At 54.3% G+C, this 24,678-nt stretch carries 25 protein-coding genes; 12 read left to right on the top strand and 13 right to left on the bottom strand.

The annotated features are described in order from the left end of the window. Positions 1-13 precede the first annotated feature (13 nt). Positions 14-1,573, bottom strand: coding sequence for a CNNM family cation transport protein YoaE (gene yoaE, locus Q1L34_RS09270; protein WP_004863902.1), 1,560 nt, complete (start codon positions 1,571-1,573; stop codon positions 14-16). A gap of 447 nt (positions 1,574-2,020) precedes the next feature. On the opposite strand from yoaE, the gene manX reads away from it, so the two are divergent. The 5 genes from manX (at position 2,021) to mntP (ending at position 6,207) form a co-directional block, all read left to right on the top strand. Further along, positions 2,021-2,989, top strand: a complete 969-nt coding sequence (manX, locus tag Q1L34_RS09265; protein WP_004863905.1) for a PTS mannose transporter subunit IIAB — start codon at positions 2,021-2,023, stop codon at positions 2,987-2,989. A gap of 56 nt (positions 2,990-3,045) precedes the next feature. Beyond that, on the top strand, positions 3,046-3,846 hold the full coding sequence (locus Q1L34_RS09260; protein ID WP_004863908.1) for a PTS mannose/fructose/sorbose transporter subunit IIC: 801 nt from the start codon (positions 3,046-3,048) through the stop codon (positions 3,844-3,846). A 12-nt stretch (positions 3,847-3,858) separates the two neighbouring features. Continuing rightward, complete coding sequence (locus Q1L34_RS09255) at positions 3,859-4,710, top strand: PTS mannose transporter subunit IID (protein ID WP_004863911.1); 852 nt, start codon at positions 3,859-3,861, stop codon at positions 4,708-4,710. Between the two features lie 55 nt (positions 4,711-4,765). Further along, entirely contained in the window at positions 4,766-5,224 is a 459-nt protein-coding gene (locus tag Q1L34_RS09250) for a DUF986 family protein (RefSeq protein WP_004863915.1), read from the top strand. A 416-nt stretch (positions 5,225-5,640) separates the two neighbouring features. Further along, positions 5,641-6,207 (top strand): manganese efflux pump MntP, encoded by a 567-nt coding sequence (gene mntP / locus Q1L34_RS09245; protein WP_004863916.1) that lies wholly within the window; start codon positions 5,641-5,643, stop codon positions 6,205-6,207. A 3-nt stretch (positions 6,208-6,210) separates the two neighbouring features. Here mntP and rlmA read toward each other — a convergent pair whose 3' ends face one another. The 6 genes from rlmA to mgrB all read right to left on the bottom strand — a co-directional run bounded on the left by rlmA (position 6,211) and on the right by mgrB (position 10,509). Then, positions 6,211-7,005, bottom strand: a complete 795-nt coding sequence (gene rlmA / locus Q1L34_RS09240) for a 23S rRNA (guanine(745)-N(1))-methyltransferase (protein WP_032717106.1) — start codon at positions 7,003-7,005, stop codon at positions 6,211-6,213. A 61-nt stretch (positions 7,006-7,066) separates the two neighbouring features. Beyond that, positions 7,067-8,812: a peptidoglycan glycosyltransferase FtsI gene (ftsI, locus tag Q1L34_RS09235; RefSeq protein WP_004863922.1), complete on the bottom strand. Its 1,746-nt coding sequence runs from the start codon at positions 8,810-8,812 to the stop codon at positions 7,067-7,069. A 191-nt stretch (positions 8,813-9,003) separates the two neighbouring features. Continuing rightward, positions 9,004-9,213, bottom strand: coding sequence for a transcription antiterminator/RNA stability regulator CspE (cspE, locus tag Q1L34_RS09230; protein ID WP_001062678.1), 210 nt, complete (start codon positions 9,211-9,213; stop codon positions 9,004-9,006). A gap of 40 nt (positions 9,214-9,253) precedes the next feature. Then, positions 9,254-9,370: a DUF2627 domain-containing protein gene (locus Q1L34_RS09225; RefSeq protein ID WP_049267871.1), complete on the bottom strand. Its 117-nt coding sequence runs from the start codon at positions 9,368-9,370 to the stop codon at positions 9,254-9,256. A gap of 636 nt (positions 9,371-10,006) precedes the next feature. Continuing rightward, entirely contained in the window at positions 10,007-10,291 is a 285-nt protein-coding gene (locus tag Q1L34_RS09220; RefSeq protein ID WP_004863926.1) for a YebO family protein, read from the bottom strand. 74 nt (positions 10,292-10,365) lie between these two features. Further along, complete coding sequence (gene mgrB / locus Q1L34_RS09215; RefSeq protein ID WP_015584020.1) at positions 10,366-10,509, bottom strand: PhoP/PhoQ regulatory lipoprotein MgrB; 144 nt, start codon at positions 10,507-10,509, stop codon at positions 10,366-10,368. A gap of 159 nt (positions 10,510-10,668) precedes the next feature. Between mgrB and Q1L34_RS09210 the strand changes: the two genes are divergently transcribed. Then, positions 10,669-10,908 carry a YobH family protein gene (locus tag Q1L34_RS09210; RefSeq protein WP_004863927.1) on the top strand — a complete coding sequence of 80 codons (240 nt, stop codon included), beginning with the start codon at positions 10,669-10,671 and terminating at the stop codon, positions 10,906-10,908. Positions 10,909-10,973: 65 nt separating this feature from the next. Here the strand turns inward: Q1L34_RS09210 and kdgR are convergent, their stop codons facing one another. After that, positions 10,974-11,765 (bottom strand): DNA-binding transcriptional regulator KdgR, encoded by a 792-nt coding sequence (gene kdgR, locus Q1L34_RS09205; protein WP_004863930.1) that lies wholly within the window; start codon positions 11,763-11,765, stop codon positions 10,974-10,976. A gap of 177 nt (positions 11,766-11,942) precedes the next feature. Between kdgR and Q1L34_RS09200 the strand changes: the two genes are divergently transcribed. Then, positions 11,943-13,316, top strand: coding sequence for an MFS transporter (locus tag Q1L34_RS09200; protein WP_015584019.1), 1,374 nt, complete (start codon positions 11,943-11,945; stop codon positions 13,314-13,316). A 77-nt stretch (positions 13,317-13,393) separates the two neighbouring features. Here Q1L34_RS09200 and htpX read toward each other — a convergent pair whose 3' ends face one another. From htpX to Q1L34_RS09180, 4 genes are all read right to left on the bottom strand, one after another. Then, positions 13,394-14,275: a protease HtpX gene (htpX, locus tag Q1L34_RS09195; protein ID WP_004863936.1), complete on the bottom strand. Its 882-nt coding sequence runs from the start codon at positions 14,273-14,275 to the stop codon at positions 13,394-13,396. A gap of 236 nt (positions 14,276-14,511) precedes the next feature. Further along, positions 14,512-16,560 (bottom strand): carboxy terminal-processing peptidase, encoded by a 2,049-nt coding sequence (prc, locus tag Q1L34_RS09190; protein WP_004863939.1) that lies wholly within the window; start codon positions 16,558-16,560, stop codon positions 14,512-14,514. A 19-nt stretch (positions 16,561-16,579) separates the two neighbouring features. After that, on the bottom strand, positions 16,580-17,254 hold the full coding sequence (gene proQ, locus Q1L34_RS09185; protein WP_004863942.1) for an RNA chaperone ProQ: 675 nt from the start codon (positions 17,252-17,254) through the stop codon (positions 16,580-16,582). Positions 17,255-17,351: 97 nt separating this feature from the next. Further along, positions 17,352-17,849, bottom strand: coding sequence for a GAF domain-containing protein (locus Q1L34_RS09180; RefSeq protein ID WP_015584018.1), 498 nt, complete (start codon positions 17,847-17,849; stop codon positions 17,352-17,354). 132 nt (positions 17,850-17,981) lie between these two features. On the opposite strand from Q1L34_RS09180, the gene yebS reads away from it, so the two are divergent. From yebS to Q1L34_RS09155, 5 genes are all read left to right on the top strand, one after another. Beyond that, a complete protein-coding gene (yebS, locus tag Q1L34_RS09175; RefSeq protein WP_015584017.1) occupies positions 17,982-19,265 on the top strand; it encodes a membrane integrity lipid transport subunit YebS in 1,284 nt (427 codons plus the stop codon). Beyond that, the gene (locus Q1L34_RS09170) at positions 19,234-21,867 is read left to right on the top strand and encodes a PqiB family protein (RefSeq protein ID WP_015584016.1); all 2,634 of its coding nucleotides are present in this window, start codon (positions 19,234-19,236) and stop codon (positions 21,865-21,867) included. The genes yebS and Q1L34_RS09170 overlap by 32 nt, the downstream gene beginning before the upstream one ends. Positions 21,868-21,941: 74 nt before the next feature. Next, positions 21,942-23,375, top strand: coding sequence for a 16S rRNA (cytosine(1407)-C(5))-methyltransferase RsmF (gene rsmF, locus Q1L34_RS09165; RefSeq protein WP_072046549.1), 1,434 nt, complete (start codon positions 21,942-21,944; stop codon positions 23,373-23,375). Between the two features lie 114 nt (positions 23,376-23,489). Further along, positions 23,490-23,729, top strand: a complete 240-nt coding sequence (locus tag Q1L34_RS09160) for a YebV family protein (RefSeq protein ID WP_004863958.1) — start codon at positions 23,490-23,492, stop codon at positions 23,727-23,729. A gap of 93 nt (positions 23,730-23,822) precedes the next feature. Continuing rightward, positions 23,823-24,014 (top strand): YdfD/YebW family protein, encoded by a 192-nt coding sequence (locus Q1L34_RS09155; protein WP_004863962.1) that lies wholly within the window; start codon positions 23,823-23,825, stop codon positions 24,012-24,014. Positions 24,015-24,019: 5 nt separating this feature from the next. Here the strand turns inward: Q1L34_RS09155 and pphA are convergent, their stop codons facing one another. Further along, positions 24,020-24,664, bottom strand: coding sequence for a protein-serine/threonine phosphatase (gene pphA, locus Q1L34_RS09150; RefSeq protein WP_004863967.1), 645 nt, complete (start codon positions 24,662-24,664; stop codon positions 24,020-24,022). Positions 24,665-24,678 lie beyond the last annotated feature (14 nt).

Below are 24,678 nucleotides of genomic sequence, written 5' to 3'. Positions count from 1 at the left end.
CGACACCGGAGGATTATTCTTCTTCCTGGCTGTCATGCACCGTTTTGACTACGCGCACCAGATCGACACGATAGTCGTTCGCTTCGAGGACGGTAAACTGCAGCGGCGCCCGCTCAACAATATCGCCGGTACGCGGTATATGGCCGTTCACGGCAATGACCAGTCCGGCTACCGTCGCAATATCCTCATCTTCATCGACGATGTCATCGAGCCCGACCGCCTGCTGTAAGGCATGCAGATCGGTTGATCCTTTAATCAGCCAACCGTCGCCATCCGCGACGATTTCCGGCGTCTCATCGGCATCTGGGAACTCCCCGGCGATGGCTTCAAGGACATCCAGCGGCGTCACCAGCCCCTGCACCACGCCAAACTCGTTGGTCACGATGACGAAGCTACCGCGAGCGCGACGCAGCACCCCCAGCAGATTGATAGGATCCAGCGTTTCCGGGACCACAATCGCCGGCGAAGCCGAGGCTAATGCGGCGACGTTCTCACCGGCCTCCAGCGCCACCAGCATCTCTTTGGCCCGTACGATACCAATGATTTCATCCAGTTCGCCCCGGCATACCGGGAACAGACTGTGCGGCGAAGAGAGCAGCTGACGGCGAATTTCTTCTTCGCTTTGTTCCGCATTCACCCAGCTGATTTCACCGCGCGGCGTCATGATGCTGCGCAATGAACGCTGTGCCAGGGTCAGGACGCCGTTAATCATATAGCGCTCTTCTTCCGCAAACGCCCCTTCCGGCACCGGAACCGGCGCCGGGCTCTCGCCATCGTGGCTCACGGCGTGCTGTTTGCGCCCGCCCATCATGCGCAGGATAGCGTCAGCCGTGCGTGCGCGTAACGGCAGCGTCGACTGGTGACGAATAAAGTTGCGTCGTGCCACCTGGTTGAAGAACTCAATGGTGATCGAGAAGCCGATAGCGGCGTACAGGTACCCTTTCGGAATATGGAAACCGAAGCCTTCAGCCACCAGGCTCAGGCCGATCATCAGCAGGAAGCTCAGACAGAGCACCACGACCGTCGGATGCTGGTTCACGAAGCGGGTCAGCGGCTTCGAGGCCAGCAGCATCACCATCATCGCAATGACCACCGCGGCCATCATCACCGGCAGATGGTTGACCATCCCGACGGCGGTAATGACTGCATCCAGCGAGAAGACCGCATCCAGCACGACGATTTGTAACACCACCACCCAGAAACTGGCATAACCTTTACCATGACCGGCATCGTGCTGGCGGTTCTCCAGCCGTTCATGCAGTTCCGTCGTCGCTTTAAACAGCAGGAATATCCCCCCGAGCAGCATGATGAGATCGCGCCCGGAAAAAGAGAAATCCGCAATGCTGAACAGCGGTTTGGTTAAGGTCACCATCCACGAGATGACTGACAGCAGCCCCAGACGCATAAACAGCGCCAGCGACAGACCGATCAGCCGCGCTTTGTCACGCTGTTTCGGCGGCAGTTTATCCGCGAGGATAGCGATAAAGACCAGGTTGTCGATACCGAGGACGATTTCAAGGACGACCAGCGTCAATAAACCGACCCAGATAGAGGGATCCATTAAGAATTCCATGAGTTGCTCCAGTTCACGACAGACGGAGTCATCGCGATGTCACGCACGGCAGAGACAATCGTTGCTGGTAAAAAAGCGTAGCAGGTAGCGGTGGCAGAAAAATGCCAGAAGGTGAAAAGACGTCGATGAGGGTCCATACAGCGGGCTATGCCCTATACTCCTGAGTAATTAAACGGAAGCTAAACATAGCAAAAAATGGAGGAAGATTGGAAAAAATTTTACCAGTCTTTGCAATAGGTAAGCCTATTTTTTGCGCTGCGAAATTATTAATCGCAGATGCGTGATTAACGGATCTTCATCACATTAATTATTTTTTCACTATCTAAAATAATTCGCGGTAGTAATTATTTTAGATCTTACACCCTCACTGAATCGATTTTGTTCGCAAGAGTGATTCAGGATGTATCACCACAGATGATGCATTCACGATAATAAAGGAGGTAGCAAGTGACGATTGCTATTGTAATAGGCACACATGGTTGGGCTGCAGAACAACTGCTGAAAACCGCAGAAATGCTGTTGGGCGAGCAGGAAAACGTTGGCTGGATCGATTTCGTTCCCGGTGAAAATGCCGAAACGCTAATTGAGAAATACAACGCACAGCTGGCAAAGCTGGACACAACTAAGGGCGTGTTATTTCTCGTCGATACGTGGGGAGGTAGTCCATTTAATGCCGCCAGCCGCATTGTCGTCGATAAAGAACATTACGAAGTGATTGCTGGCGTCAACATTCCGATGCTGGTCGAAACGCTGATGGCGCGCGACGACGATCCGTCGTTCGACGAGCTGGTGGCTCTGGCGGTAGAAACCGGTCGCGAAGGCGTGAAGGCGCTGAAAGCGAAAGCGGTGGAAAAAGTCGCTCCGGCGCCGGTTAAGGCAGCAGCCAAAGCGGCAGCCCCGGCAAAACCAATGGGTCCGAACGACTACATGGTCATCGGCCTGGCGCGTATTGATGACCGTCTCATTCATGGTCAGGTGGCCACCCGCTGGACCAAAGAAACCAACGTTACCCGTATTATTGTCGTGAGTGATGAAGTGGCGGCGGATACCGTGCGCAAAACGTTACTGACTCAGGTTGCTCCTCCGGGCGTGACGGCCCACGTTGTCGACGTTGCGAAGATGATTCGCGTCTACAACAACCCGAAATACGCAGGCGATCGCGTCATGCTGCTGTTTACCAACCCTACCGACGTCGAACGTGTCGTTGAAGGCGGCGTGAAAATCACCACCGTCAATATTGGTGGTATGGCTTTCCGTCAGGGTAAAACGCAGGTGAACAACGCCGTTTCGGTCGATGAAAAAGATATTGAAGCATTTAAAAAGCTAAATGCCCGCGGTATCGAGCTGGAAGTCCGCAAAGTTTCCACCGACCAGAAACTGAAAATGATGGACCTGATTGGCAAGGTAACGAAATAACCTTGCGGGTCGCGCCCCAGTTTTCAACTTAAGACTTAATCAACAGGAGAAGTACAATGGAGATTACCCTTCTTCAGATTGTGCTGGTGTTCATCGTCGCGTGTATTGCGGGTATGGAGTCGGTACTTGATGAATTTCAGTTCCACCGTCCTCTGGTCGCGTGTACGTTGATCGGTGCCGTTCTCGGCGATATGAAAACCGGTATCATCATCGGTGGTACCCTGGAAATGATCGCCCTGGGCTGGATGAACATCGGTGCGGCGGTTGCGCCGGATGCCGCGCTGGCATCCATCATTTCTACCGTTCTGGTTATTGCCGGTCATCAGGGTATCGGCGCCGGTATCGCACTGGCTATCCCGCTGGCAGCAGCAGGCCAGGTTCTGACCATCATCGTGCGTACCATTACCGTAGCCTTCCAGCACGCGGCGGATAAAGCGGCGGAAAATGGCAACCTGACGGCGATTTCGTGGCTCCACGTCTCTTCGTTGTTCCTGCAGGCTATGCGTATCGCTATCCCGGCGGTCATCGTGGCTATCTCCGTCGGAACCAGCGAAGTTCAGGGCATGCTGAATGCGATTCCTGAAGTGGTCACCAGCGGTCTGAACATCGCCGGCGGCATGATCGTGGTCGTTGGTTACGCGATGGTCATCAACATGATGCGCGCAGGCTACCTGATGCCGTTCTTCTACCTTGGCTTCGTCACCGCTGCGTTCACTAACTTCAACCTGGTTGCGCTGGGGGTGATTGGCGCGGTAATGGCTATCCTCTACATCCAGCTGAGCCCGAAATACAACCGCGTAGCGGGTGCGCCAGCGCAGGCTGCTGGTAATAACGATCTCGATAACGAACTGGACTAACAGGTGAGCGAAATGGTTGATATGACTAAAAATACCACCGAGAAAAAACTCACTCCGAGTGACATTCGTGGCGTGTTCATTCGTTCTAACCTGTTCCAGGGGTCATGGAACTTCGAACGTATGCAGGCGCTGGGCTTCTGCTTCTCTATGGTACCGGCTATTCGTCGCCTGTATCCGGAGAACAACGATGCGCGTAAGCAGGCAATTAAGCGTCACCTGGAGTTCTTTAACACTCACCCGTACGTCGCAGCGCCCGTTCTGGGCGTAACGCTGGCGATGGAAGAGCAGCGTGCAAACGGTGCCGAGATCGATGATGGTGCCATCAACGGTATCAAAGTCGGTCTGATGGGGCCGCTGGCTGGCGTCGGCGACCCGATCTTCTGGGGTACCGTGCGTCCGGTATTTGCGGCATTGGGCGCCGGTATCGCGATGAGCGGCAGCCTGTTAGGCCCGCTGTTGTTCTTTATTCTGTTCAACGCCGTCCGTCTGCTGACCCGTTACTACGGCGTGGCATACGGTTACAGCAAAGGTGTCGATATCGTTAAGGATATGGGCGGCGGCTTCCTGCAGAAACTGACCGAGGGGGCGTCAATTCTCGGCCTGTTTGTCATGGGGGCGTTGGTTAACAAGTGGACGCATGTGAACATTCCGCTGGTGGTGTCAAAAATCACCGGTTCAGATGGTCAGGTTCACGTAACGACCGTACAGACTATCCTTGACCAGCTGATGCCGGGCCTGGTGCCTCTGCTGCTGACTTTCGCCTGTATGTGGCTGCTGCGTAAGAAAGTTAACGCCCTGTGGATTATCGTCGGCTTCTTCGTCATCGGTATCGTCGGCTACGCTATCGGCCTGCTGGGCCTGTAATAATCCTGTTGTCCGCCGGGGGCTTGCCCCCGGCTTTTTTTTCACTGGAGGATAGATGACAATCACGGATCTGGTGCTGATTCTGTTTATTGTTGTTCTGCTGGCGTTTGCCATTTATGACCAGTTTATTATGCCCCGTCGCAACGGCCCGTTACTCCTGGCCATCCCCCTGCTCCGCCGCAGTCGCGTTGACGGGATCATCTTCGTCGGCCTGATCGCCATTCTGATTTATAACAATATCATCAGTCACGGTGCGCTAATCACCACATGGTTATTATCTGCGCTGGCGTTAATGGGGTTGTTTCTGTTCTGGATCCGGACGCCGAAAATCATCTTCAAACCAACTGGTTTTTTCTTCGCCAATATCTGGATTGAATATAAGCGAATTAAAGCGATGAATTTATCGGAAGATGGCGTACTGGTGATGCAATTAGAACAGCGGCGCCTGCTTATTCGTGTACGAAACATCGACGATCTGGAAAAGATATACAAACTTCTCGTTTCAACTCAGTAAGTTACTAATATAGCCAACGCTATATTTCAGCGATTTCTGGCAGATGGATATATAGCCATGGCTATATTCCGTCTGCGCACTTTACTTATATTTATTAACGAATTATTTACCCATAAATTCAAATGAAAATCGTTATCATTTGGTTATCGAAATAAATAAATCCTGTTATTGTTTTATATTCTAAAAATATGTTAAGGTTGCGCCCGTCGTTGGGGAGTAGCCGGTTTCCTGCCTGCCAGGAAATGTGCGTGTCAACATACTCGTTGCAAAACGTGGCACGTACGGGTTGAAGAAGGTGTTCAATCAGGCGAGACCATAGACACATCACCGCTGTACGCATACCTGAATCGCGGGCTGCGTATATCTACTGGGGGCTGTGATGTGTCATATGGATTTTCCCCGGTCAGGACGCAATCATGAACATCTCCGCTACGATTCTTCTTGCCTTTGGCATGTCCATGGACGCCTTCGCGGCCTCTATCGGTAAAGGCGCCACCTTACACAAACCTAAGTTCTCCGAAGCGCTGCGCACCGGGTTAATTTTCGGCGCCATCGAAACGCTCACCCCGCTTGTCGGCTGGGGGATGGGGATGCTCGCCAGCCAGTTCGTGCTGGAGTGGAATCACTGGATCGCGTTCGTGCTGCTGGTCTTTCTCGGCGGACGTATGGTCATCGAAGGTTTTCGTACAACCGAAGATGAGGCGTGTGAAGCGCCTCGTCGCCATGGTTTCTGGCTGCTGGTCACCACCGCTTTCGCCACCAGTCTCGATGCGATGGCCGTCGGCGTCGGCCTGGCATTCCTGCAGGTAAATATTATCGCCACCGCGCTGGCTATCGGCTGCGCAACGCTGGTGATGTCGACGCTGGGGATAATGGTCGGACGGTTTATCGGCCCGCTGCTGGGCAAACGAGCCGAAATTCTTGGTGGTATTGTCCTGATGGGTATCGGCGCCCAGATTCTCTGGAGCCATTTCGCCGGTTAGTTCTCAGGCCTCACGCTGCCAGCAGTGAATCATAAAATCGGTCTGGCAGCGGAAAGTCGCCTGCGCGCGCAGCGTTTCACGCACCGCTGGCTTCGCCCGCCACGCGAATGGCGTCATCTGCAGCAGCGCTTCAGCCTCGGCCCCGGTCAGCTGCATCGGATAGGCCAGCTGCTGCTGCTGGCTTAATGTAAAACCGGCCATCTGTTCATGATTTTGCTCATGCAGACGCACCTCATCGTAAATCAACCCTTTCAGCTCCAGCAAATGACGCGGCCCCGGCGTGGCGGTAATGACCCAGCCGCCGGGTCTGACCACCCGCGCCAGCTCCTGCGCATTACAAGGGGCATAAATTCGCACCACCGCATCCAGGCTGGCGTCGTCGAACGGCAGACGCTGGCTCGATGCGACGCAAAAGTTAACCTGCGGATAGCGTCTGGCCGCCGCGCGAATGGCCGACTTTGAGACGTCCAGCCCCCAACAATGAGCGGCGATGGCGGCAAACGCATGGGTGTAATACCCTTCCCCGCAGCCGATATCAAGCAGGCGCTCAGGGGCAGCGACGGACAGAAAGTCGCTAATGGCATCACGCAGAGGTTGATAGTGGCCCGCGTCGAGAAACGCCCGCCGCGCCTGCATCATCTCCGCGCTATCGCCCGGATCGCGAGACCGCTTAAACTGCACCGGCAGTAAATTGACATACCCCTCTTTCGCCAGATCGAACTGGTGCCGCTGCGGGCAGATATAGCTATTATCGCGGCGGGAAAGCGGCGCGTGGCAAAGTGGGCAACTGTATGACATGACAACTCCGGTGTCGCTGAAAGGGCGAAAGTGTAGCGCTATTCGCCCTTTCAGACCACTGTTACAACGCCGGCGGAACGGCATCCCTGCTATGCATCACAATCAGATTTTCCGAACCTTGTGGCATACCGTCCGGCATCACATTTTCCAGCCGCAGCACATCTCCCATGATCTGGCTAAAGACCGGTGCAGAAACCGCCCCACCATAATAGGCACCATTGCTGGGATCGTTAATCACCACCACCAGCGCAAACTGCGGACGACTGGCGGGCGCCACGCCTGCGGTATACGCCACATATTTATCGATATATTTACCGTCAGGACCGATTTTTTTCGCGGTCCCGGTTTTCACCGCAATGCGATAATCGCGCACCGCCGCTTTGGTTCCGCCGCCGCCCGGCAACGCCACGCTCTCCATCATATGCTCCACTTCATGCACTATCGGTTCTGGCATAACCCGCGTGCCGATAACCGGCGGGTCGATACGGGTAATCGAGAGCGGTCGTTCGATACCGAAGCCGCCGATAGTGGCATAAACGTGCGCCAGCTGCAGCGGAGTCACCATCAGACCATATCCGAAGGCAAAGGTCGCGCGGTCCAGCTGACCCCAATAGCGCCGTTGCGGCATCAGTCCGGCGCTTTCACCGGTCAGCCCCAGCCCGGTCGGGTCGCCAAAACCGAACGCTTTATAGGTATCGATCAGGTGTTGAACCGGCATGGCCAGCGACAGATGCGAAACGCCGGTATCGCTGGATTTTTGCAAAATGCCGGTCAATGACAGTTCGGGATAATAGCCAACGTCACGAATGCGGTGACCATCAAGCACAAAGGGATGGGTATCCACTACGCTGTCCGGCTGCACAATCCCCTGCTGTAACGCCGTCATCACTACCAGCGGTTTTACCGTCGAGCCTGGCTCAAAGGTGTCACTGATGGCGCGGTTGCGAAAATCATCGAGCCTGGCGTTGTCACGATTATTGGGATTGAAGTCCGGATAGCTGGCCATCGCCAGTATCTCGCCGGTATCAATCTTAATCAGTACCGCCGCCCCTGATTCCGCCTTATTCCAGTTCACGGCGTTATCCAGCGCATCTTCAGTCACCGTCTGCAGACGTTCGTCGATACTCAGCTGAATATTATGCGCAGGCACCGCCGGCATCTCGGTGATATTTTCAATCACGTGGCCATGACGATCTTTACGCACCAGCCGGCGCCCCGGCTTTCCGGTAAGCTGGGCATTAAAGCTTTTCTCAATCCCCTCAATGCCCTGGTTATCGATATTAGTAAACCCCAACAGGTTAGCCGCCACGTGCCCCGCGGGATAGAAGCGGCGCGACTCATCGCGCAGGTTGATCCCTGGCAGGTGCAGTTTGTCGATCCATTCGGCCTGCTCCGGGTTAACCTGACGGGCCAGATAGATGAACCGCATATGCGGATGGCTCTCAACGCGTTTGGCCAGTTCGCTCAGATTGAGGTGCAGCGCCTCCGCCATCGCCTGCCAGCGCGGGCCATAGCCGACGCCGCCCTTTTGCATAATGGTTTGCGGGTCGGCCCAGATAGCGCTCACCGGCACGCTGACCGCCAGCGGGCGGTTCTCGCGGTCGCTGATGGTTCCACGCTGTACATCGATGGGTTCTTCGCGCAACGAACGCATATCTTCTTGTTTCACCAGGTTATCTGGAGAAACGATTTGCAGCCAGGCTACCCGCCCCAACAGTATTCCGAGACACCCGAGAATTGCCACGCACAACAGCCCAAAACGAAGAGGGGTGAAATGAGCAACTGACTTATTTTTGTACTTTAGCACCGTAGCTCCAGCATTATATTGCAACCCTCTGATTTAACAGAAAATCGGCACAACAGGATGCGAAACTATGCGAATAAGGATGTTGTTTTGCAACAAAGCGCGACGGAGGGGGAAAAATGGAAATGTTTTGCAATAAAGACTAAAAAGCCCCGCAGAGGCGAGGCTTTTCTTACAAGATGAGTGGTCTTAAATCAGATAGCAGTAACGTTAACTGCTGCCGGACCTTTCTGGCCGTCCTGAATTTCGAACTCAACGTTCTGGCCTTCAGCCAGAGTTTTGAAGCCATTACCCTGGATAGCGGAGAAGTGTACGAACACATCTTTGCTGCCATCAGCCGGAGTAATGAAACCAAAACCTTTAGACTCGTTGAACCACTTAACTTGACCTTTAATCTTTGCCATTTGCAAAATTCCTTAGACTGTTTTCTTCGCCCACAGGCGCTTACATAGATAAAACTGACACATTACTGCATGAGGCACTAATATAAGGTTCGGCAGAGAAGCGGTATTCAACGACAACGTGTTTACTCAGGACTTCTTTACTGAAAATGCCACACATAAACAGAACTGTACCTCGTTTAACCCGAAAGGTGTTATCACATACAACGTAAATAATGGCAAGCCATTTTTAAACGTGTCTCGATCCTTCGCACAAATTATAAGGTAATCATTTGATCGCCTGCACATTTATGCGTCTTTGCCGCCCAGGGTTGCCCTCGCTGCTACCGCAGGATTCGCAATATAGCCAACCCCATGATTGCAACTTTTTTACCATAGCTCAACAACTTCGGTTCGTCCAGGTACCTGGCTATTCAAACACCACATTTTCAGCAAGCACCGTCAGGAGCGGTGCATAATGATGCGTATAAAAGGTCATATCTATAGTTGAAATTTCGCTTAAATTCTGCGGAGGTAAAGATATAAAATCGTCACCCGCTCACGTTATAAATATTATTTATAATACAATTTAAACATGAAGCATTAATGACGATATTTTTTCATCAGACAATTAAAACAGATTGTTATTATTTAATTTGATTAACTAAAAAATCAATGGCGTCAATAGCCAGAATTGGGAGCGGGAACACACTCAGGGCGCGAGGAAGTGTAACAAAACGATCGGGAAGGATAAGAAAAAGTTATAGCCTCTCCGTGATCCAGGTGCACACCGACGCGGTGCACACCTGTCAGTCAGTTACCGTTCGGCGACGAGACGGATAAAGTCGTCATCGTCTTTCTCTCCCGCCGAAGTCTTAGTAACCTCTTCTTTCTCAGGCTCATTGGCTTCACAGAGACGGCGCAGCAGCGCATTTTGCCGCTTTTGCTGGTCCAGTAACGCCTGCAGCAGTTCAATCTGCTGATTGGTGCGCGAACTTGCGCGATTAACAAAAAACCATAACAACAAACCGACAAGCAGCAGCACAACGGACAGTGCCAGCGATGCCAGATTTAAGATCCCAGGATTCAGTAACTCACTCATTTCACCACCTCAAAGAGAAGGCGTCCATTCTACCACTCGCGCAGCAGAAGGAAATCGGTCGTCATAAAAATGTCTTACCAGGGGATAAACTTGTTGATTGTGCAGATGCCGCTGAAAAACTGTACATCTTGATCGCACATTACGTTAAGCATCTGAGTCCACAGCAACAAACAGCCCGCTATGATGACTATCAGCAAAACCCAGCGTACTTTTTTCACTCCATTCTCCGCATCAGTATCAGATGTTTCCAGGATAACATGAGCATCTTAAACCGTGGCTAACTGTAATACGAAAGACAAGTTTAGGAATCATAGACTTGTTTCAATACGTGTAGCTGTCAAAATAGGCGCAGGGATAATGTAAACCATGAGGCAACAATGCGATTAATCATTCGTTCCATTGTAGTACTGGCTATCGTATGGATTGGGATATTATTGAGCGGCTATGGCATTCTTATTGGCAGCAATGAGAATGCTGCGGGACTGGGGCTTCAGTGTAAATATCTGACCGCTCGCGGCACCAGTACCGCACAATACGTTCATTCTGATAGCGGTATTATCGGTGTTACCGACTGCCCGATTTTACGCAAAAGCGAAACCGTTATCGACAAAGGTTAATGCGTAAAAGCGACAGCGGGAAACGTATTCCCGCTGTCGCTTAACTGACCAGGCTGCCCTTCGGATCAGAATGGATAGTCGTTATAGCCCATCTGTTCAGAAATCTTACGCGCCGCCGTGTGCAGCATCTCCACGTATTCACTCAGACGCTCTTCCGAGAAACGCAGAGTCGGGAAAGAGATACTCAGACCTGCAATCACCACGCCAAAGCGGTCGAAAACCGGTACGCCGATGCAGCGCAGTCCCTCTTCCTGTTCTTCATTATCTTCACCGTAGCCCTGCTGACGAACCTGATCCAGGACGCCAAGCAGCGCTTCCGTACTGGTAATGGTCCGCTCGGTGCTACGTTTGTATTCGACGCCTTCAAGAATTTGCTCAACTTCAGCGCGATCGCGCCACGCCAGCAGCACTTTACCGATAGCGGTACTGTACAACGGGTTGCGGCGACCGATTCGTGAGTACATCCGCAGGTTGTACATCGAGTCGATTTTGTGGATATAGACGATGCTGTCTTCATCCAGCGCCCCCAGGTGGATCGTCTCTTTCGTCAGCCGCGAAAGTTCACGCATCTGGATATCGGCACTGCGGACCAGATCGACATTCTGTAGCGCACGCGCGCCCAGTTCGAACAGCTTGAGCGTCAGGGAGTATTTCTCGGATTCACCTTCCTGCGCCACATAGCCCAGCGATTTCATGGTTTGCAAAAAGCGATAAACGGTGCTTTTTGACATCATGACGCGCTGGGACAGTTCGGTTATGCCAATTTCACGCTCTTCACCAAGCGCCTGCAGAATGCCAAAAACTTTCAATACCGAAGAGACAGAATCTGGCTGCTTATCCAAATCTGCAACTGCCATTTATCACCTCATCGTAACTGTTTTATAAAAATCAGAACCGGTTTTTATTATAAATTCGCATCGCGCCCCCCGCAATCGTTCTTCTGCTCATTCGTTACAAATCTGCGACATACAGCCGAATAATCAATGCTAAAATCATTACTCAGAGAATAATTACCCTAAAGACATACATTCAACATGGATAAAAACATTTCCGATGGCCTGCCTTTGCCGCAGCGCTACGGCGCAATTCTGACCATCGTTTTAGGGTTAGCCATGGCGGTACTCGACGGCGCAATCGCTAACGTGGCCCTGCCGACTATTGCCACCGATTTAAACGCCTCGCCGGCGGCGTCAATCTGGATTGTCAACGCCTACCAGATAGCTATCGTGATTGCCCTTCTGCCGCTCTCTTTTCTCGGCGATATGTTTGGCTATCGGCGTATCTATAAAATCGGCCTTGCGCTGTTTACTCTGACCTCGCTCGCCTGCGCACTTTCCCATAGTCTGGAGATGCTGACCCTTGCCCGCGTCGCGCAGGGCCTTGGCGGCGCCGCCCTGATGAGCGTCAATACGGCGCTGATCCGGCTTATTTTCCCGCAGCGTTTTCTCGGACGCGGGATGGGGATTAACTCCTTCGTGGTGGCGGTTTCATCGGCCGCTGGCCCCACTATTGCGGCAGCGATTCTCTCGGTGGCCTCCTGGCAATGGCTGTTTTTTATTAATATTCCGCTCGGGATTGTTTCGCTTATCCTCGCCATGCGTTACCTGCCGGCGAACGTTGGCCGGAGCAAAATCACCCGTTTCGATCTTCCCAGCGCCATAATGAATGCGCTGACGTTTGGCCTGTTGATCACCGCTCTCGGCGGTTTTGCCCAGGGTCAGTCGGGACGACTCGTGCTTGCAGAAGTGGCCGCGATGCTGGTTATCGGTTTCTTCTTTGTGCGCCGCCAGCTGCAGATGCCGGTACCGCTGTTGCCGATTGACCTGCTGCGCATCCCGCTGTTTTCCCTGTCTATCTGTACCTCTGTTTGCTCGTTCTGCGCGCAAATGCTGGCGCTGGTTTCCCTGCCCTTCTTCCTGCAGTCGGTGATGGGCCGTAGCGAAGTCGAAACCGGCTTACTGCTGACGCCGTGGCCTCTGGCTACCATGGTGATGGCGCCGCTGGCGGGTTATATGATTGAGAAAGTGCACGCGGGATTACTGGGGGCAATCGGTCTGCTGGTGATGGCCTGCGGCCTGTTTGGCCTCGCGCTGTTGCCCTCCTCGCCTTCCGATCTGGATATTATCTGGCGCATGGCGCTGTGCGGCGCCGGTTTTGGCCTGTTCCAGTCGCCGAACAACCATACCATTGTCTCTTCCGCACCGGCCCAGCGCAGCGGCGGCGCCAGCGGAATGCTGGGGACCGCGCGACTGCTCGGTCAAAGTACCGGTGCGGCGCTGGTTGCCCTGCTACTTAACCTGCAGGGCAACGGCGGCACCCACAGCGCACTGCTGCTGGCCGGTGGGCTGGCGGTGATTGCCGCAACCGTCAGCGGGCTTCGCGTAACCCAGCCCCGTCCGGGACAATAGCCGCTCTCCTCAGGCTTCAGCCCAAAAAAAATCCGCAGCCCGGGGGCCGCGGATTTTTTAGCTATTCTGCAACAACGTTACTTCAGGTATTCGCCACTGCGCAGCGCTTCAATACGCTTATCCAGCGGCGGGTGAGTCATGAACAGTTCGCTCATTGACTTCGCCTTACCGTTAATGCAGAACGCCATCATGCTGCTGGCTTCCTGCGGTTCATAGCTGGTTTTCAGGCGCTGCAGCGCGGCAATCATTTTCTCACGCCCAACCAGTCTGGCAGACCCGGCATCGGCGTGGAATTCACGATAGCGCGAGAACCACATGGTAATAATGCTGGCCAGAATACCGAACACCAGTTCCAGCACGGTCGCTACGGCAAAGTAAATCAGCGGGTTACCGTTGCTGCTTTCACTGTCATCCCGGTTTCCGCCCAGGAAGCCGGCGGCAATCTGCGCGATAACACGCGAGATAAAGATAACGAAGGTGTTCACCACCCCCTGAATCAGCGTCATAGTGACCATGTCACCGTTGGCGATGTGGCTGATTTCGTGGGCGATGACCGCTTCGGCTTCGTCACGACTCATGTTTTGCAGCAGCCCGGTGCTCACGGCGACCAGAGAAGCATCGCGGCGGGCGCCGGTGGCAAACGCGTTGATATCCGGCGCATGGTAGATGGCGACCTGCGGCATGCCAATACCCGCCTGCTGCGCCTGCTGTGCGACGGTGTTCATCAGCCAGCGTTCTGTTTCATTGCGCGGCTGCTCAATCACTTCCCCACCCACGGATTTCAGTGCCATCCATTTCGACATCATCAGCGAAACGATCGATCCACCAAAACCAAAAAGCAGCGCCATGATCAGTAACCCGGTCATGCTGCTTGACTGAATTCCCGTCAGGCTTAACACCAGCCCGAATACCACCATCACCGCCAGGTTGGTCAACAGGAAAAGCGCGATTCGCATCATAATTTTCTTTTAACCTCGATTTAACAAAACGCACTATGCGATTACCCATATCGTATGGGTAGAACGCCAATTTTCAACGATCAGGCCCCGCTAAGTCACGAGAAAAACACAACTTTACATTTTGTCACAGCGAACTGACATCTGCGTAAGTTGTTGACATTTTGTATGTCTAAGAGAGGACGGTCGGGAAGATGACGGAAAGAAAAACGGGCACAATCATTGTGCCCGTTGGGTGCTTATTTGCTGACCGGCGGTTCTACCGCGGGCATCTCTTTCTCAAGATGCGCAAGGTCTACCGCAATGTGGACCGTCTCATCAAGATACGGATCCGGCTCCTGGTAGTCCTTCGGCAGATCGTCCAGTTTCTTCAGCGGCGGTTTACCTTCGCGCTTCAGACGATCGTTAATCCGTGCCAGGCGCGTCGCATCGTCTTCTTCGTTCTCTTTTTCACGCTGAGCGTAGTTGAGAGAAACGATATAACGCTTATCTTTCATTGCGTTATAGCGAGCGATGTCCTTCATGATGTACTGGAACTCGGGATCTTTGGCGATGCGCTCATTATGCAGCTTCAGCAGCTGCGGATCGAACGGTTTCAAATCACCGGATTTCACGTAGGTCGCCGCATTGACGCTATCCCACGGCAGCGCGTTATCTTCATACTGCTCACCGGTTTCACGATCTTCGCTACCGGTCGGCATCATGATATCCGGCGTGACACCTTTACGTTGGGTACTGCCGCCGTTAATGCGGTAGAACTTCTGAATGGTGTACTGTACAGAGCCCAGCGCCGGCCAGTCAGGGCGCAGCATCTGATCGTAAATCCGGTTCAGCGAGCGATACTGCTGAACGGTGCCTTTACCAAAGGTCGGCTCGCCAACAATTAAGCCGCGACCGTAATCCTGCATGGCGGCAGCGAAGATTTCAGAGGCCGAAGCACTGAAACGATCGACCAACACCACCAGCGGGCCTTTATAGTACACCACGCCATCGGTATCGCTGTCTTCACGCACTTTGCCGTTGTTGTCACGGACCTGAACCACCGGGCCAGACGGGATAAACAGACCGGAGAGTGAAACTGCTTCGGTCAGCGCCCCGCCGCCATTGCTGCGCAGGTCGATAACAATGCTGCTGACGTTCTGTTTCTCCAGCTTCTGCAGCTGCACCTTGACGTCGTCCGTCAGGCCAACGTAGAAGCCCGGGATATCCAGCACGCCGACTTTCTCTTTGCCGACGGTTTTCACCGACATCTTCACCGCGCGGTCTTCGAGACGAATACGCTCTCGGGTTAGCGTGACGATGCGGGTTTTCGCGCCCTTACCAGCAGGCAGAACTTCGAGGCGCACTTTGCTGCCCTTCGGCCCTTTAATCAGCGCAACAACGTCATCCAGACGCCAGCCGATAACGTCAACCATGCCTTTACCGGACTGGCCGACGCCGACGATACGATCGCCGACGGCGATCGATTTGCTCTTCGCCGCCGGACCACCGGCTACCAGCGAATTGATGACCGTATAGTCGTCATCCATCTGCAGTACCGCGCCGATGCCCTCTAACGACAGGCTCATTTCGGTATTGAACTGTTCGGTATTGCGCGGGGACAGATAGTTGGTGTGCGGGTCAATCTCGCGAGCAAAAGCGGTCATCACCATCGAGAACACATCTTCGCTGTTGGACTGCGCCAGGCGACGAATGGCGAATTTGTAGCGACGCGTTAAGGTATCGCGAATTTCTTTGTCATCTTTGCCAGTAAGCTTGAGGCTCAGCTGGTCAAACTTAACCTTGGCATCCCACAGCGCGTTGAGCTCGGCTTCGTCTTTCGGCCAGGGGGCTTTGCTGCGGTCAAGGTTGAAGTTGTCGTTGCCGGTAAAGTCCATCGGACGTTCCAGCACCTTCAATGCATACTGATAGCGCTCAAAACGACGCTTCTGTGCCAGGTTATACAGGTCGTAAAAAACGTCCAGCTTTCCGGTACGCAGCTCATCGCCGATTTGATTCTTCTTCGCCGAGAACTGAGCGATATCGCTGGCCAACAGCACATTGTGGCTGTAGTCCAGCAGATTCAGATAGCGGTCGAAAATTTTTGCCGAGAAGGCGTTGTCGAGATCAAATTGCCGGTAGTGAGAACGGGTAAAGCGCGAGGTAACGCGCTCACTCACCGTCGCGTGCTGCGGCTCTTCTTTCAGCACGGGAATTTGATCGACTCGAGTAATATCGTCCACGGCGAACGCATGGCCTGCTATTGCTAGCAGGCCCGCAAGCGCGGTGAGCTTAAAGAATGTGTTCATGCCTGGCCCGGCCTCCGTTTCAGAACACCAGGTGTTCTGCGCGTACAATCATTGACATACCAGAAGTCAGCTGTACACGAACGCCATCTTTGGTGATTTCCAGAACGGTGGCGTCCATTGCGTTGTTGCCTGCTTTCACCTTCAGAGCCTGGCCAACGCTTAACGCGGTCAGATCTGATACAGGGGTATGACGCTCTTCACGCGGTGCTTTTGCAACGGCTGGACGCGGCTTACGCTGTTCGGTGCCTTCTTTGCGACGAACCTGAGGACGTGGCTTACGCTCACGACGAGCACCGTCTTCCTGCTGACCCGCAGCGGCGGCGGCTTCGCGCTTTTTAGCCTGCTGGCTTGCGCGCTGCGCCTGAACGCGAGCTTTTGCTTCTTCGAGCTGCTGACGAGCGTGAGCAACATGCTGCTCTTCCAGTTCGCCGCACGGGTTGCCGTCAAGGTCAACGCGAACTGCGCCTGGCTTAACGCCGTACAGATAGCGCCAGCTCGAAGTATAAAGACGTAAAGCGGCACGAAGTTGGGTTTTGCTGAGATTCATCTCCCCCCCAACACGCTCCACGAGATCCTGAAAAATACCGACTTTCAGGGGGCGAGCTTCACCTTCAGCGCTGAAGCACTGAGGGAAACGTTCGGCCAGAAACGCGATAACTTCTTTACTGCTATTCAACTTAGGTTGATTTTCCATGAAATTTCCTGATTACAACGGACGTAGCCAACAAGCCGCAGGCATGAACAGGCGTCATTATAATGACGCCATCGCTAAATGCTACGTTATCCGTTGATTATCCTGCGACGTGGGCGAATATTTTTTGATAGTCAGTCGCAGAAATGAGTTTTTCCAGATGCGCGACCAGTTCAGCCAGCCCCTGCTCATCCTCAGCGGTGAAGCGGGAGAAGGCGGTGCTGTCGATATCCAGAACGCCAATAATCTGATTGTTCACCTGCAGCGGAAAGACGATTTCCGAATTGCTGGCGGCATCACACGCGATATGTCCATCGAAGGCATGAACATCTTCCACCCGCTGAACGCGATTTTGCGCAACGGCCGCACCGCATACGCCTCGCCCAACCGGAATCCGTACGCAGGCCAGTTTGCCCTGGAATGGTCCTAAAACCAGCGTGTCCCCTTCAAGCAGATAGAAACCTGCCCAGTTAACCTCGGTCAGGCGCTCAAACAGCAGCGCGCTGGTATTAGAGATCATCGCCAAAAAACTGGTTTCACCTGCCATTAAAGCCTGAAAATCACGGTTCAAATCCGCGTAAAATTCTGTTTTGTTCATTATCTGGTCACTTAGTTGTCTTACTGCGAAACACGCATTGCCTAATAAAATAAGCATTAAATGCGTTCAGGCTCAAGATGAATTCAATCCTGGGTTAAGATAGTGAGATACATTCATTCCTGTACGTAATAAATGCCACTAAAAACACAACCGATAACACCGGCAAAAAAGATGGTCGTGCATGCGGTCAGCCGTCCGCTCCCTCAGGCACATTATCACCGCTGCCCGCAGTGTGACGTTCTTTTTCGTTTGCCGGTGCTTAAGCGTTATCAAAGTGCCTGGTGCCCGCGCTGCAATGCGAAAGTGCGTGATGGCCGCGACTGGTCTCTTTCGCGACTGGGTAGTATGGCCATTACCATGATGCTCCTGATGCCCTTTGCGTGGACCGAACCCTTACTGCGTCTGCATCTGCTCGGCGTACGTATCGATGCGAACGTAATCCAAGGGATCTGGCAAATGACCGGTCAGGGCGATCCGCTTACTGCCGCGATGGTGCTGTTTTGTGCGATTGGCGCACCGGCGCTGCTGGTCATCTCGATCGCCTATCTCTGGCTGGGGAACGTTCTGGGGATGAATTTACGCCCGGTGCTGCTGATGCTGGAAAAACTCAAAGAGTGGGTGATGCTGGATATCTATCTGGTCGGTATCGGCGTGGCCTCCATCAAAGTACAGGATTACGCCTTCCTGCAGCCGGGCGTCGGGCTTGTGGCCTTTATCTCGCTCACCCTGCTCAGCATTCTGACGATCATTCATATGAACGTTGAAGAGCTATGGGAGCGATTTTATCCCCAGCGTCCAGCGTTTCGGGCCGACCCGGCGCTACAGGTTTGCACCGGCTGTCATTACACCGGCTTTCGCGATGCCCGCGGACGCTGCCGACGCTGCCATACGCCGCTCCACCATCGACGGCCGCAGAGTCTGCAGCGAAGCTGGGCCGGGCTGATTGCGTCGGTGGTGTTCCTGCTTCCCGCAAACCTGCTGCCGATCTCCATTATTTACGTCAACGGCGCACGACAGGATGATACGATTCTGTCGGGGATTATGTCGTTGGCCAATAGCAATGTGGCGATTGCCGGCGTGGTGTTTATCGCCAGTATTCTGGTGCCATTTACCAAAGTTATTGTCTTGTTTACGCTATTAGTGAGCATACAATTCAAGTGCGAACAGGGGCTGCGTACCCGCATCATCCTGCTGCGGCTGATTACCTGGATCGGCCGTTGGTCAATGTTGGATCTTTTTGTTATCTCATTAACCATGTCACTGATTAATCGCGACCAACTCCTCGCTTTCACGATGGGGCCTGCTGCGGTATATTTCGGCGCCGCGGTAATATTAACTATCCTTGCTGTTGAATGGCTGGACAGCCGCTTACTTTGGGACGCACATGAGTCAGGAAACGCCCGCTTCACCGACTGAAGCCAGAATTAAAACTAAACGTCGCATCTCGCCATTCTGGCTGCTGCCGGTAATAGCCCTGCTGATCGCCAGCTGGCTGATCTGGACCAGCTATAACGATCGCGGGACGACCATCACCATCGACTTCCAGTCGGCCAACGGGATTGTCCCGGGGCGCACGCCTATCCGCTATCAAGGGGTCGAGGTGGGCACCGTCGAGAATATCTCGCTGAGCAAAGACCTGAGCAAAATCGAAGTCTCTGCCAGTGTGAAGGGCGATATGAAAGACGCTCTGCGCAAAGATACCCAGTTCTGGCTGGTTACTCCGAAAGCCTCGCTGGCCGGCGTATCCGGTCTTGATGCGCTGGTTGGCGGTAACTACATCGGCATGATGCCGGGTAAAGGGGAGCCGCAGGACCATTTCGTCGCTCTCGATACCCAGCCGAAATACCATATCAACAACGGCGAGCTGATGATTCATCTGCAGGCGCCGGACCTCGGTTCGCTCACCAGCGGATCGCTGGTCTACTTCCGCAAAATTCCGGTGGGTCGGGTTTACGATTTTGCGCTCAATGATAACAATCAGGGCGTCACTATCGATGTGCTGATTGAACGCCGCTTTACAAACCTGGTGAAAAAAGGCAGCCGCTTCTGGAATGTATCAGGCGTTAAGGCCGATGTCGGCCTCGGCGGCGCGAAAGTCCAGCTGGAAAGCCTCTCCGCGCTGGTCAATGGCGCTATTGCCTTTGACTCCCCTGCCGATTCTCAGGCCGCGCAACAAAACGATGAGTTTGGTCTGTACGAAGATTTGGCTCATAGCCAGCGCGGGGTTCTGGTCACGCTGGAGCTGCCTGACGGCGAAGGCCTGAAAGCCGGCTCCACCCCGCTGATGTACCAGGGGCTGGAAGTCGGGCAGCTGACCAAACTCAACCTCAATCCCGGCAGTAAAGTGACCGGTGAGATGACGGTTGACCCAAGCGTGGTCACCCTGCTCAGAGATAAGACGCTTATTCAGATGAAAAAGCCGAAAATCTCGCTGGATAACCCCAGCCTCAGCGCCCTGTTGACCGGGAATACGTTCGAACTGGTGCCCGGAGAGGGGGAGACGCGAAATCACTTTGTGGTGCTCCCGGCTGACAAATCCCTGCTCGATGAACCGGATGTGGCGACGGTGACGCTCACGGCAGCGGAGAGTTACGGCATTGATGCCGGGCAGCCGCTGGTGCTGCACGGCGTGAAAGTGGGTCAGGTTCTGGAGCGCAAGCTGACCGCTAAAGGCGTCACCTTCCAGGTGGCCATTACCCCTGAGTATCGCGACCTGGTGCGCGGCGACAGCAAATTTGTCGTTAACAGCCGTCTTGACGTGAAAGTGGGTTTTGATGGCATCAAAGTGCTGGGCGCCAGCGCCAGCGAGTGGGTCGAAGGCGGTATTCGTATTATCCCTGGCGAGAAAGGGGCAATACAGGCCAGCTATCCGCTGTATGCCAATATGGAGAAGGCGGAAGAAAACAGCCTCAGCGAAGTGCCCACCACCACTCTGAGCCTGACGGCAGAGACCCTGCCGGATGTTCAGGAAGGCTCGGTGGTGCTGTATCGTAAGTTTGCCGTCGGCGAGATCATTTCGGTTAAACCCCGCCGCAACGCATTTGATATCGATCTGCATATTAAGCCGGAATATCGCAATCTGTTGACCAACAATAGCGTCTTCTGGGCCGAGGGCGGCGCCAAAGTCCAGCTCGATGGCAATGGTCTGACCGTGCAGGCATCACCGCTGTCACGGGCATTGAAAGGCGCAATCAGCTTTGACGATCTCAGCGGCAGTAGCGCCGGCGCGCGAATTGGCAACAAACGCATTCTCTATGCTTCTGAAACCGCTGCCCGGGCAGTCGGTGGCCAGATTACGCTGCATGCCTTTGATGCCGGTAAAATTTCCGAAGGGATGCCGATTCGCTACCTGGGCATTAATATCGGCCAGATCCAGTCCCTGAATCTGATTACCGCAAAAAACGAAGTCCAGGCGAAAGCCGTGCTTTACCCGGAGTACGTCGAGACCTTCGCCCGCAGCGGGACCCGTTTCTCGGTGATCACCCCGCAGATTTCTGCGGCGGGCGTCGAACACCTGGATACCATTTTCCAGCCCTACATCAACGTTGAACCCGGCCGCGGCACGCCACGCCGTGATTTCGAAATTCAGGAAACGACAATTAGCGACTCCCGCTACATTGACGGTCTGAGCATCGTTGTCGAAGTGCCGGAAGCCGGTTCGCTGGATATCGGAACGCCGGTACTGTTCCGCGGCCTGGAAGTCGGTACGGTGACCGGCTTGACGCTGGGCTCGATGTCGGATCGCGTGATGGTCAAATTGCGTATCAGCAAACGCTATCAGTATCTGGTGCGTAACAATTCGGTCTTCTGGCTCTCTTCCGGCTATAACCTCGACTTTGGCCTGATTGGCGGCGTCGTGAAAACCGGGACCTTTAACCAGTTCATTCGCGGCGGTATCTCCTTTGCCACGCCGCCGGGCACGCCGCTGGCGCCGAAGGCACAGGATGGTAAACACTTCCTGCTGCTGGAAAGCGAACCGAAAGAGTGGCGGGAATGGGGCACGGCCCTGCCACAGTAAGCAAAACGCTCCGGTGTCCCCCGCCGGAGCGTTTATGATAAACTGCGCACCCTTTTTTCTTGTGGTGCGCACCAGTGGCTCAAAACGCAGTCTATTTTCCTGACCAATTCCTCGCTCAAATGCGTGACGCGATGCCCACGCATCTCTCTTTCGATGCCTTTATCGCGGCCTGCCAGCGCCCGTTACGCCGCAGCCTGCGCGTGAATACGCTGAAAATTTCCGTCGCCGACTTTCTGCAGCAGGTGGCGCCCTATGGCTGGCAGCTGACGCCGATCCCGTGGTGCGAAGAGGGCTTTTGGATCGAACGCGATGATGAGGACTCCCTGCCGCTGGGCAGCACCGCCGAACATCTCAGCGGCCTGTTTTACATCCAGGAAGCCAGTTCTATGCTGCCGGTTGCGGCGCTGTTTGCCGATGGCGACATGCCGCAGCGGGTCATGGATGTGGCCGCCGCCCCTGGTTCCAAAACCACACAGATTGCTGCGCGCATGGGAAATAAGGGCGGGATTCTCGCCAACGAGTTTTCCGCCAGTCGGGTTAAAGTCCTGCATGCCAATATCAGCCGTTGCGGCATCAGCAACGTCGCCTTGACCCACTTCGATGGTCGGGTGTTTGGCGCCGCGCTGCCGGAACGCTTTGACGCCATCCTGCTGGATGCCCCCTGCTCCGGCGAGGGGGTGGTGCGCAAAGATCCCGATGCGTTGAAAAACTGGTCGCCTGAGAGTAATCAGCAGATCGCCGAAACTCAGCGGGAGCTCATCGACAGCGCATTTCACGCGCTGCGCCCCGGCGGCACGCTGGTGTACTCGACCTGCACCCTGAACCGGGAAGAGAACGAAGAGGTCGTGCAGTGGCTGTTAGCCCGCTATCCGCAGGCGGTCGAGGTGCTACCGCTCGGCACGCTGTTCCCGCAGGCTACGGAGGCCTTAACCGCAGAGGGATTTCTCCACGTCTTTCCGCAGATTTTTGACTGCGAAGGTTTTTTTGTTGCCCGCCTCAAGAAAACCGCAGCGATCGAGGCGCGACCGGCGCCGGGTTACAAAGTCGGAAAATTTCCTTTTACGCCGCTTAAAAGCCGGGAAGCCGCAGCGATTTCCGCCGCCGCGGCCGCCGTCGGACTGCACTGGGATGACCATCATACGCTCTGGCAGCGTGATAAAGAGATTTGGCTGTTCCCGCAAGCGCTGGAATCATTTATCGGCCAGGTCCGTTTTTCGCGGATTGGCATTCGCCTGGCGGAAACCCATAACAAAGGCTTTCGCTGGCAGCACGAAGCGGTCATTGCGCTCGCCGTCCCGGATGCTCCTTTTGAACTGACGCAGGATGAAGCGGAAGAGTGGTATCGTGGCCGCGACGTCTACCCTGAAACGACGCCGCAGCAGGATGAAGTTATCGTCACGTTCCAGGGGGCAACGCTGGGCCTGGCGAAAAAAGTCGGCTCCCGTTTGAAAAACAGCTACCCGCGTGAGCTGGTTCGCGACGGTAAACTATTTGCCGGTAAGGCGTGATCGACTGCAAAAAAACCGCATTTTTTTACTGGCGGTTTGTCCCCCGTTGTCTACGCTGAAAAATGACGGCCTAACTGGTCGTACCACAACTCAGCAGACCAACGGGGTGAATTTATGAGTAAAACCAGCATTCGAATCGGCGCGTTTGAGATAGACGACGCCGAGCTGCACGGTGAACAGCAGGGAGAGCGAACGTTAAGCATTCCTTGCAAATCCGATCCGGACTTATGCATGCAGCTGGATGGCTGGGATGCGGAAACCAGCGTCCCTGCCATTCTTGATGGTCAACATTCCGTCCTCTACCGTAAGCACTACGATCAACAATCCGATGCCTGGATCATGCGCGTTGCCTGATTCAAAAAGAACCCGTCGCCTGAGACGGGTTATTTATTCCCCCCGTTTATGAGCTACCCTATACTGATTAACAAACCCAAACATGAGGCCAGGATGTTCGCCTTAGTTTTGTTTATTTGTTACCTGGACGGTGGTTGCGAAGATATTGTCGTCGACGTTTACGATAACGAACGACGGTGCCTTGTGGCGATGAACGATCAGCGGATACGCCAGGGCGGCTGTTTTCCGGTTGAAGATTTTATTGATGGTTTCTGGCAGCCTGCCAGCGAATACAGCGATTTTTAAGCGGCTTACTGCAGTTGCACCAGGGTGAGTGCACCGCCGAATACCGCCCCCGTATCAATATAATGTTGATTATCGCTATCATAACGTTGCTTCAACGGCGTGTGGCCAAACCAGAAGTGGTCCGCTCCGCCTATCGCGCCATGTCGACCAGCCAGATGGTCCATCAGGCGCTGTCTGCTCCAGAGCACCTGCTGTTCATCCACCGGCTGCTGCCAACGATAGGTCGCCGCCGGGTAGTCGGCATGGGCCACAATATGGCGCAGCGATCCGGCGCTGAGCTCCACAATCAGCGGCAGCTGGCGACAGCGATCCAGGCGTTCGTCAATCTGCAGCCGCTCGCCGCGCGTGCTCTCCTGATACCAGTGGCCTCCGTTCATGACCCATAGCGTCAACGCCCCGCTCTCTTGCGCATCCAGCGCCATCTGTTCATGGTTACCTCGCACCGCACAGAACCAGCGGCAGTCGAGAAGCGCGAGACATTTCGCGCTTTGCGGCCCGCGATCGATCAAATCGCCCACGGAGATGAGAAGATCCTGGTATGGGTCGAATTTTATCTGCCGGAGATGGCTCATCAATACGGCAAAGCAGCCGTGGAGATCGCCAACCAGCCAGATATTGCGCCAGGCCGAACCCTCAATACGCTGATACATATTTTGCCCCCCTG

The sequence above is a fragment of the Klebsiella ornithinolytica genome (assembly GCF_030505655.1).
Lineage (GTDB): Bacteria > Pseudomonadota > Gammaproteobacteria > Enterobacterales > Enterobacteriaceae > Klebsiella > Klebsiella ornithinolytica.
This window is presented reverse-complemented; position numbering and strand designations above follow the sequence as displayed.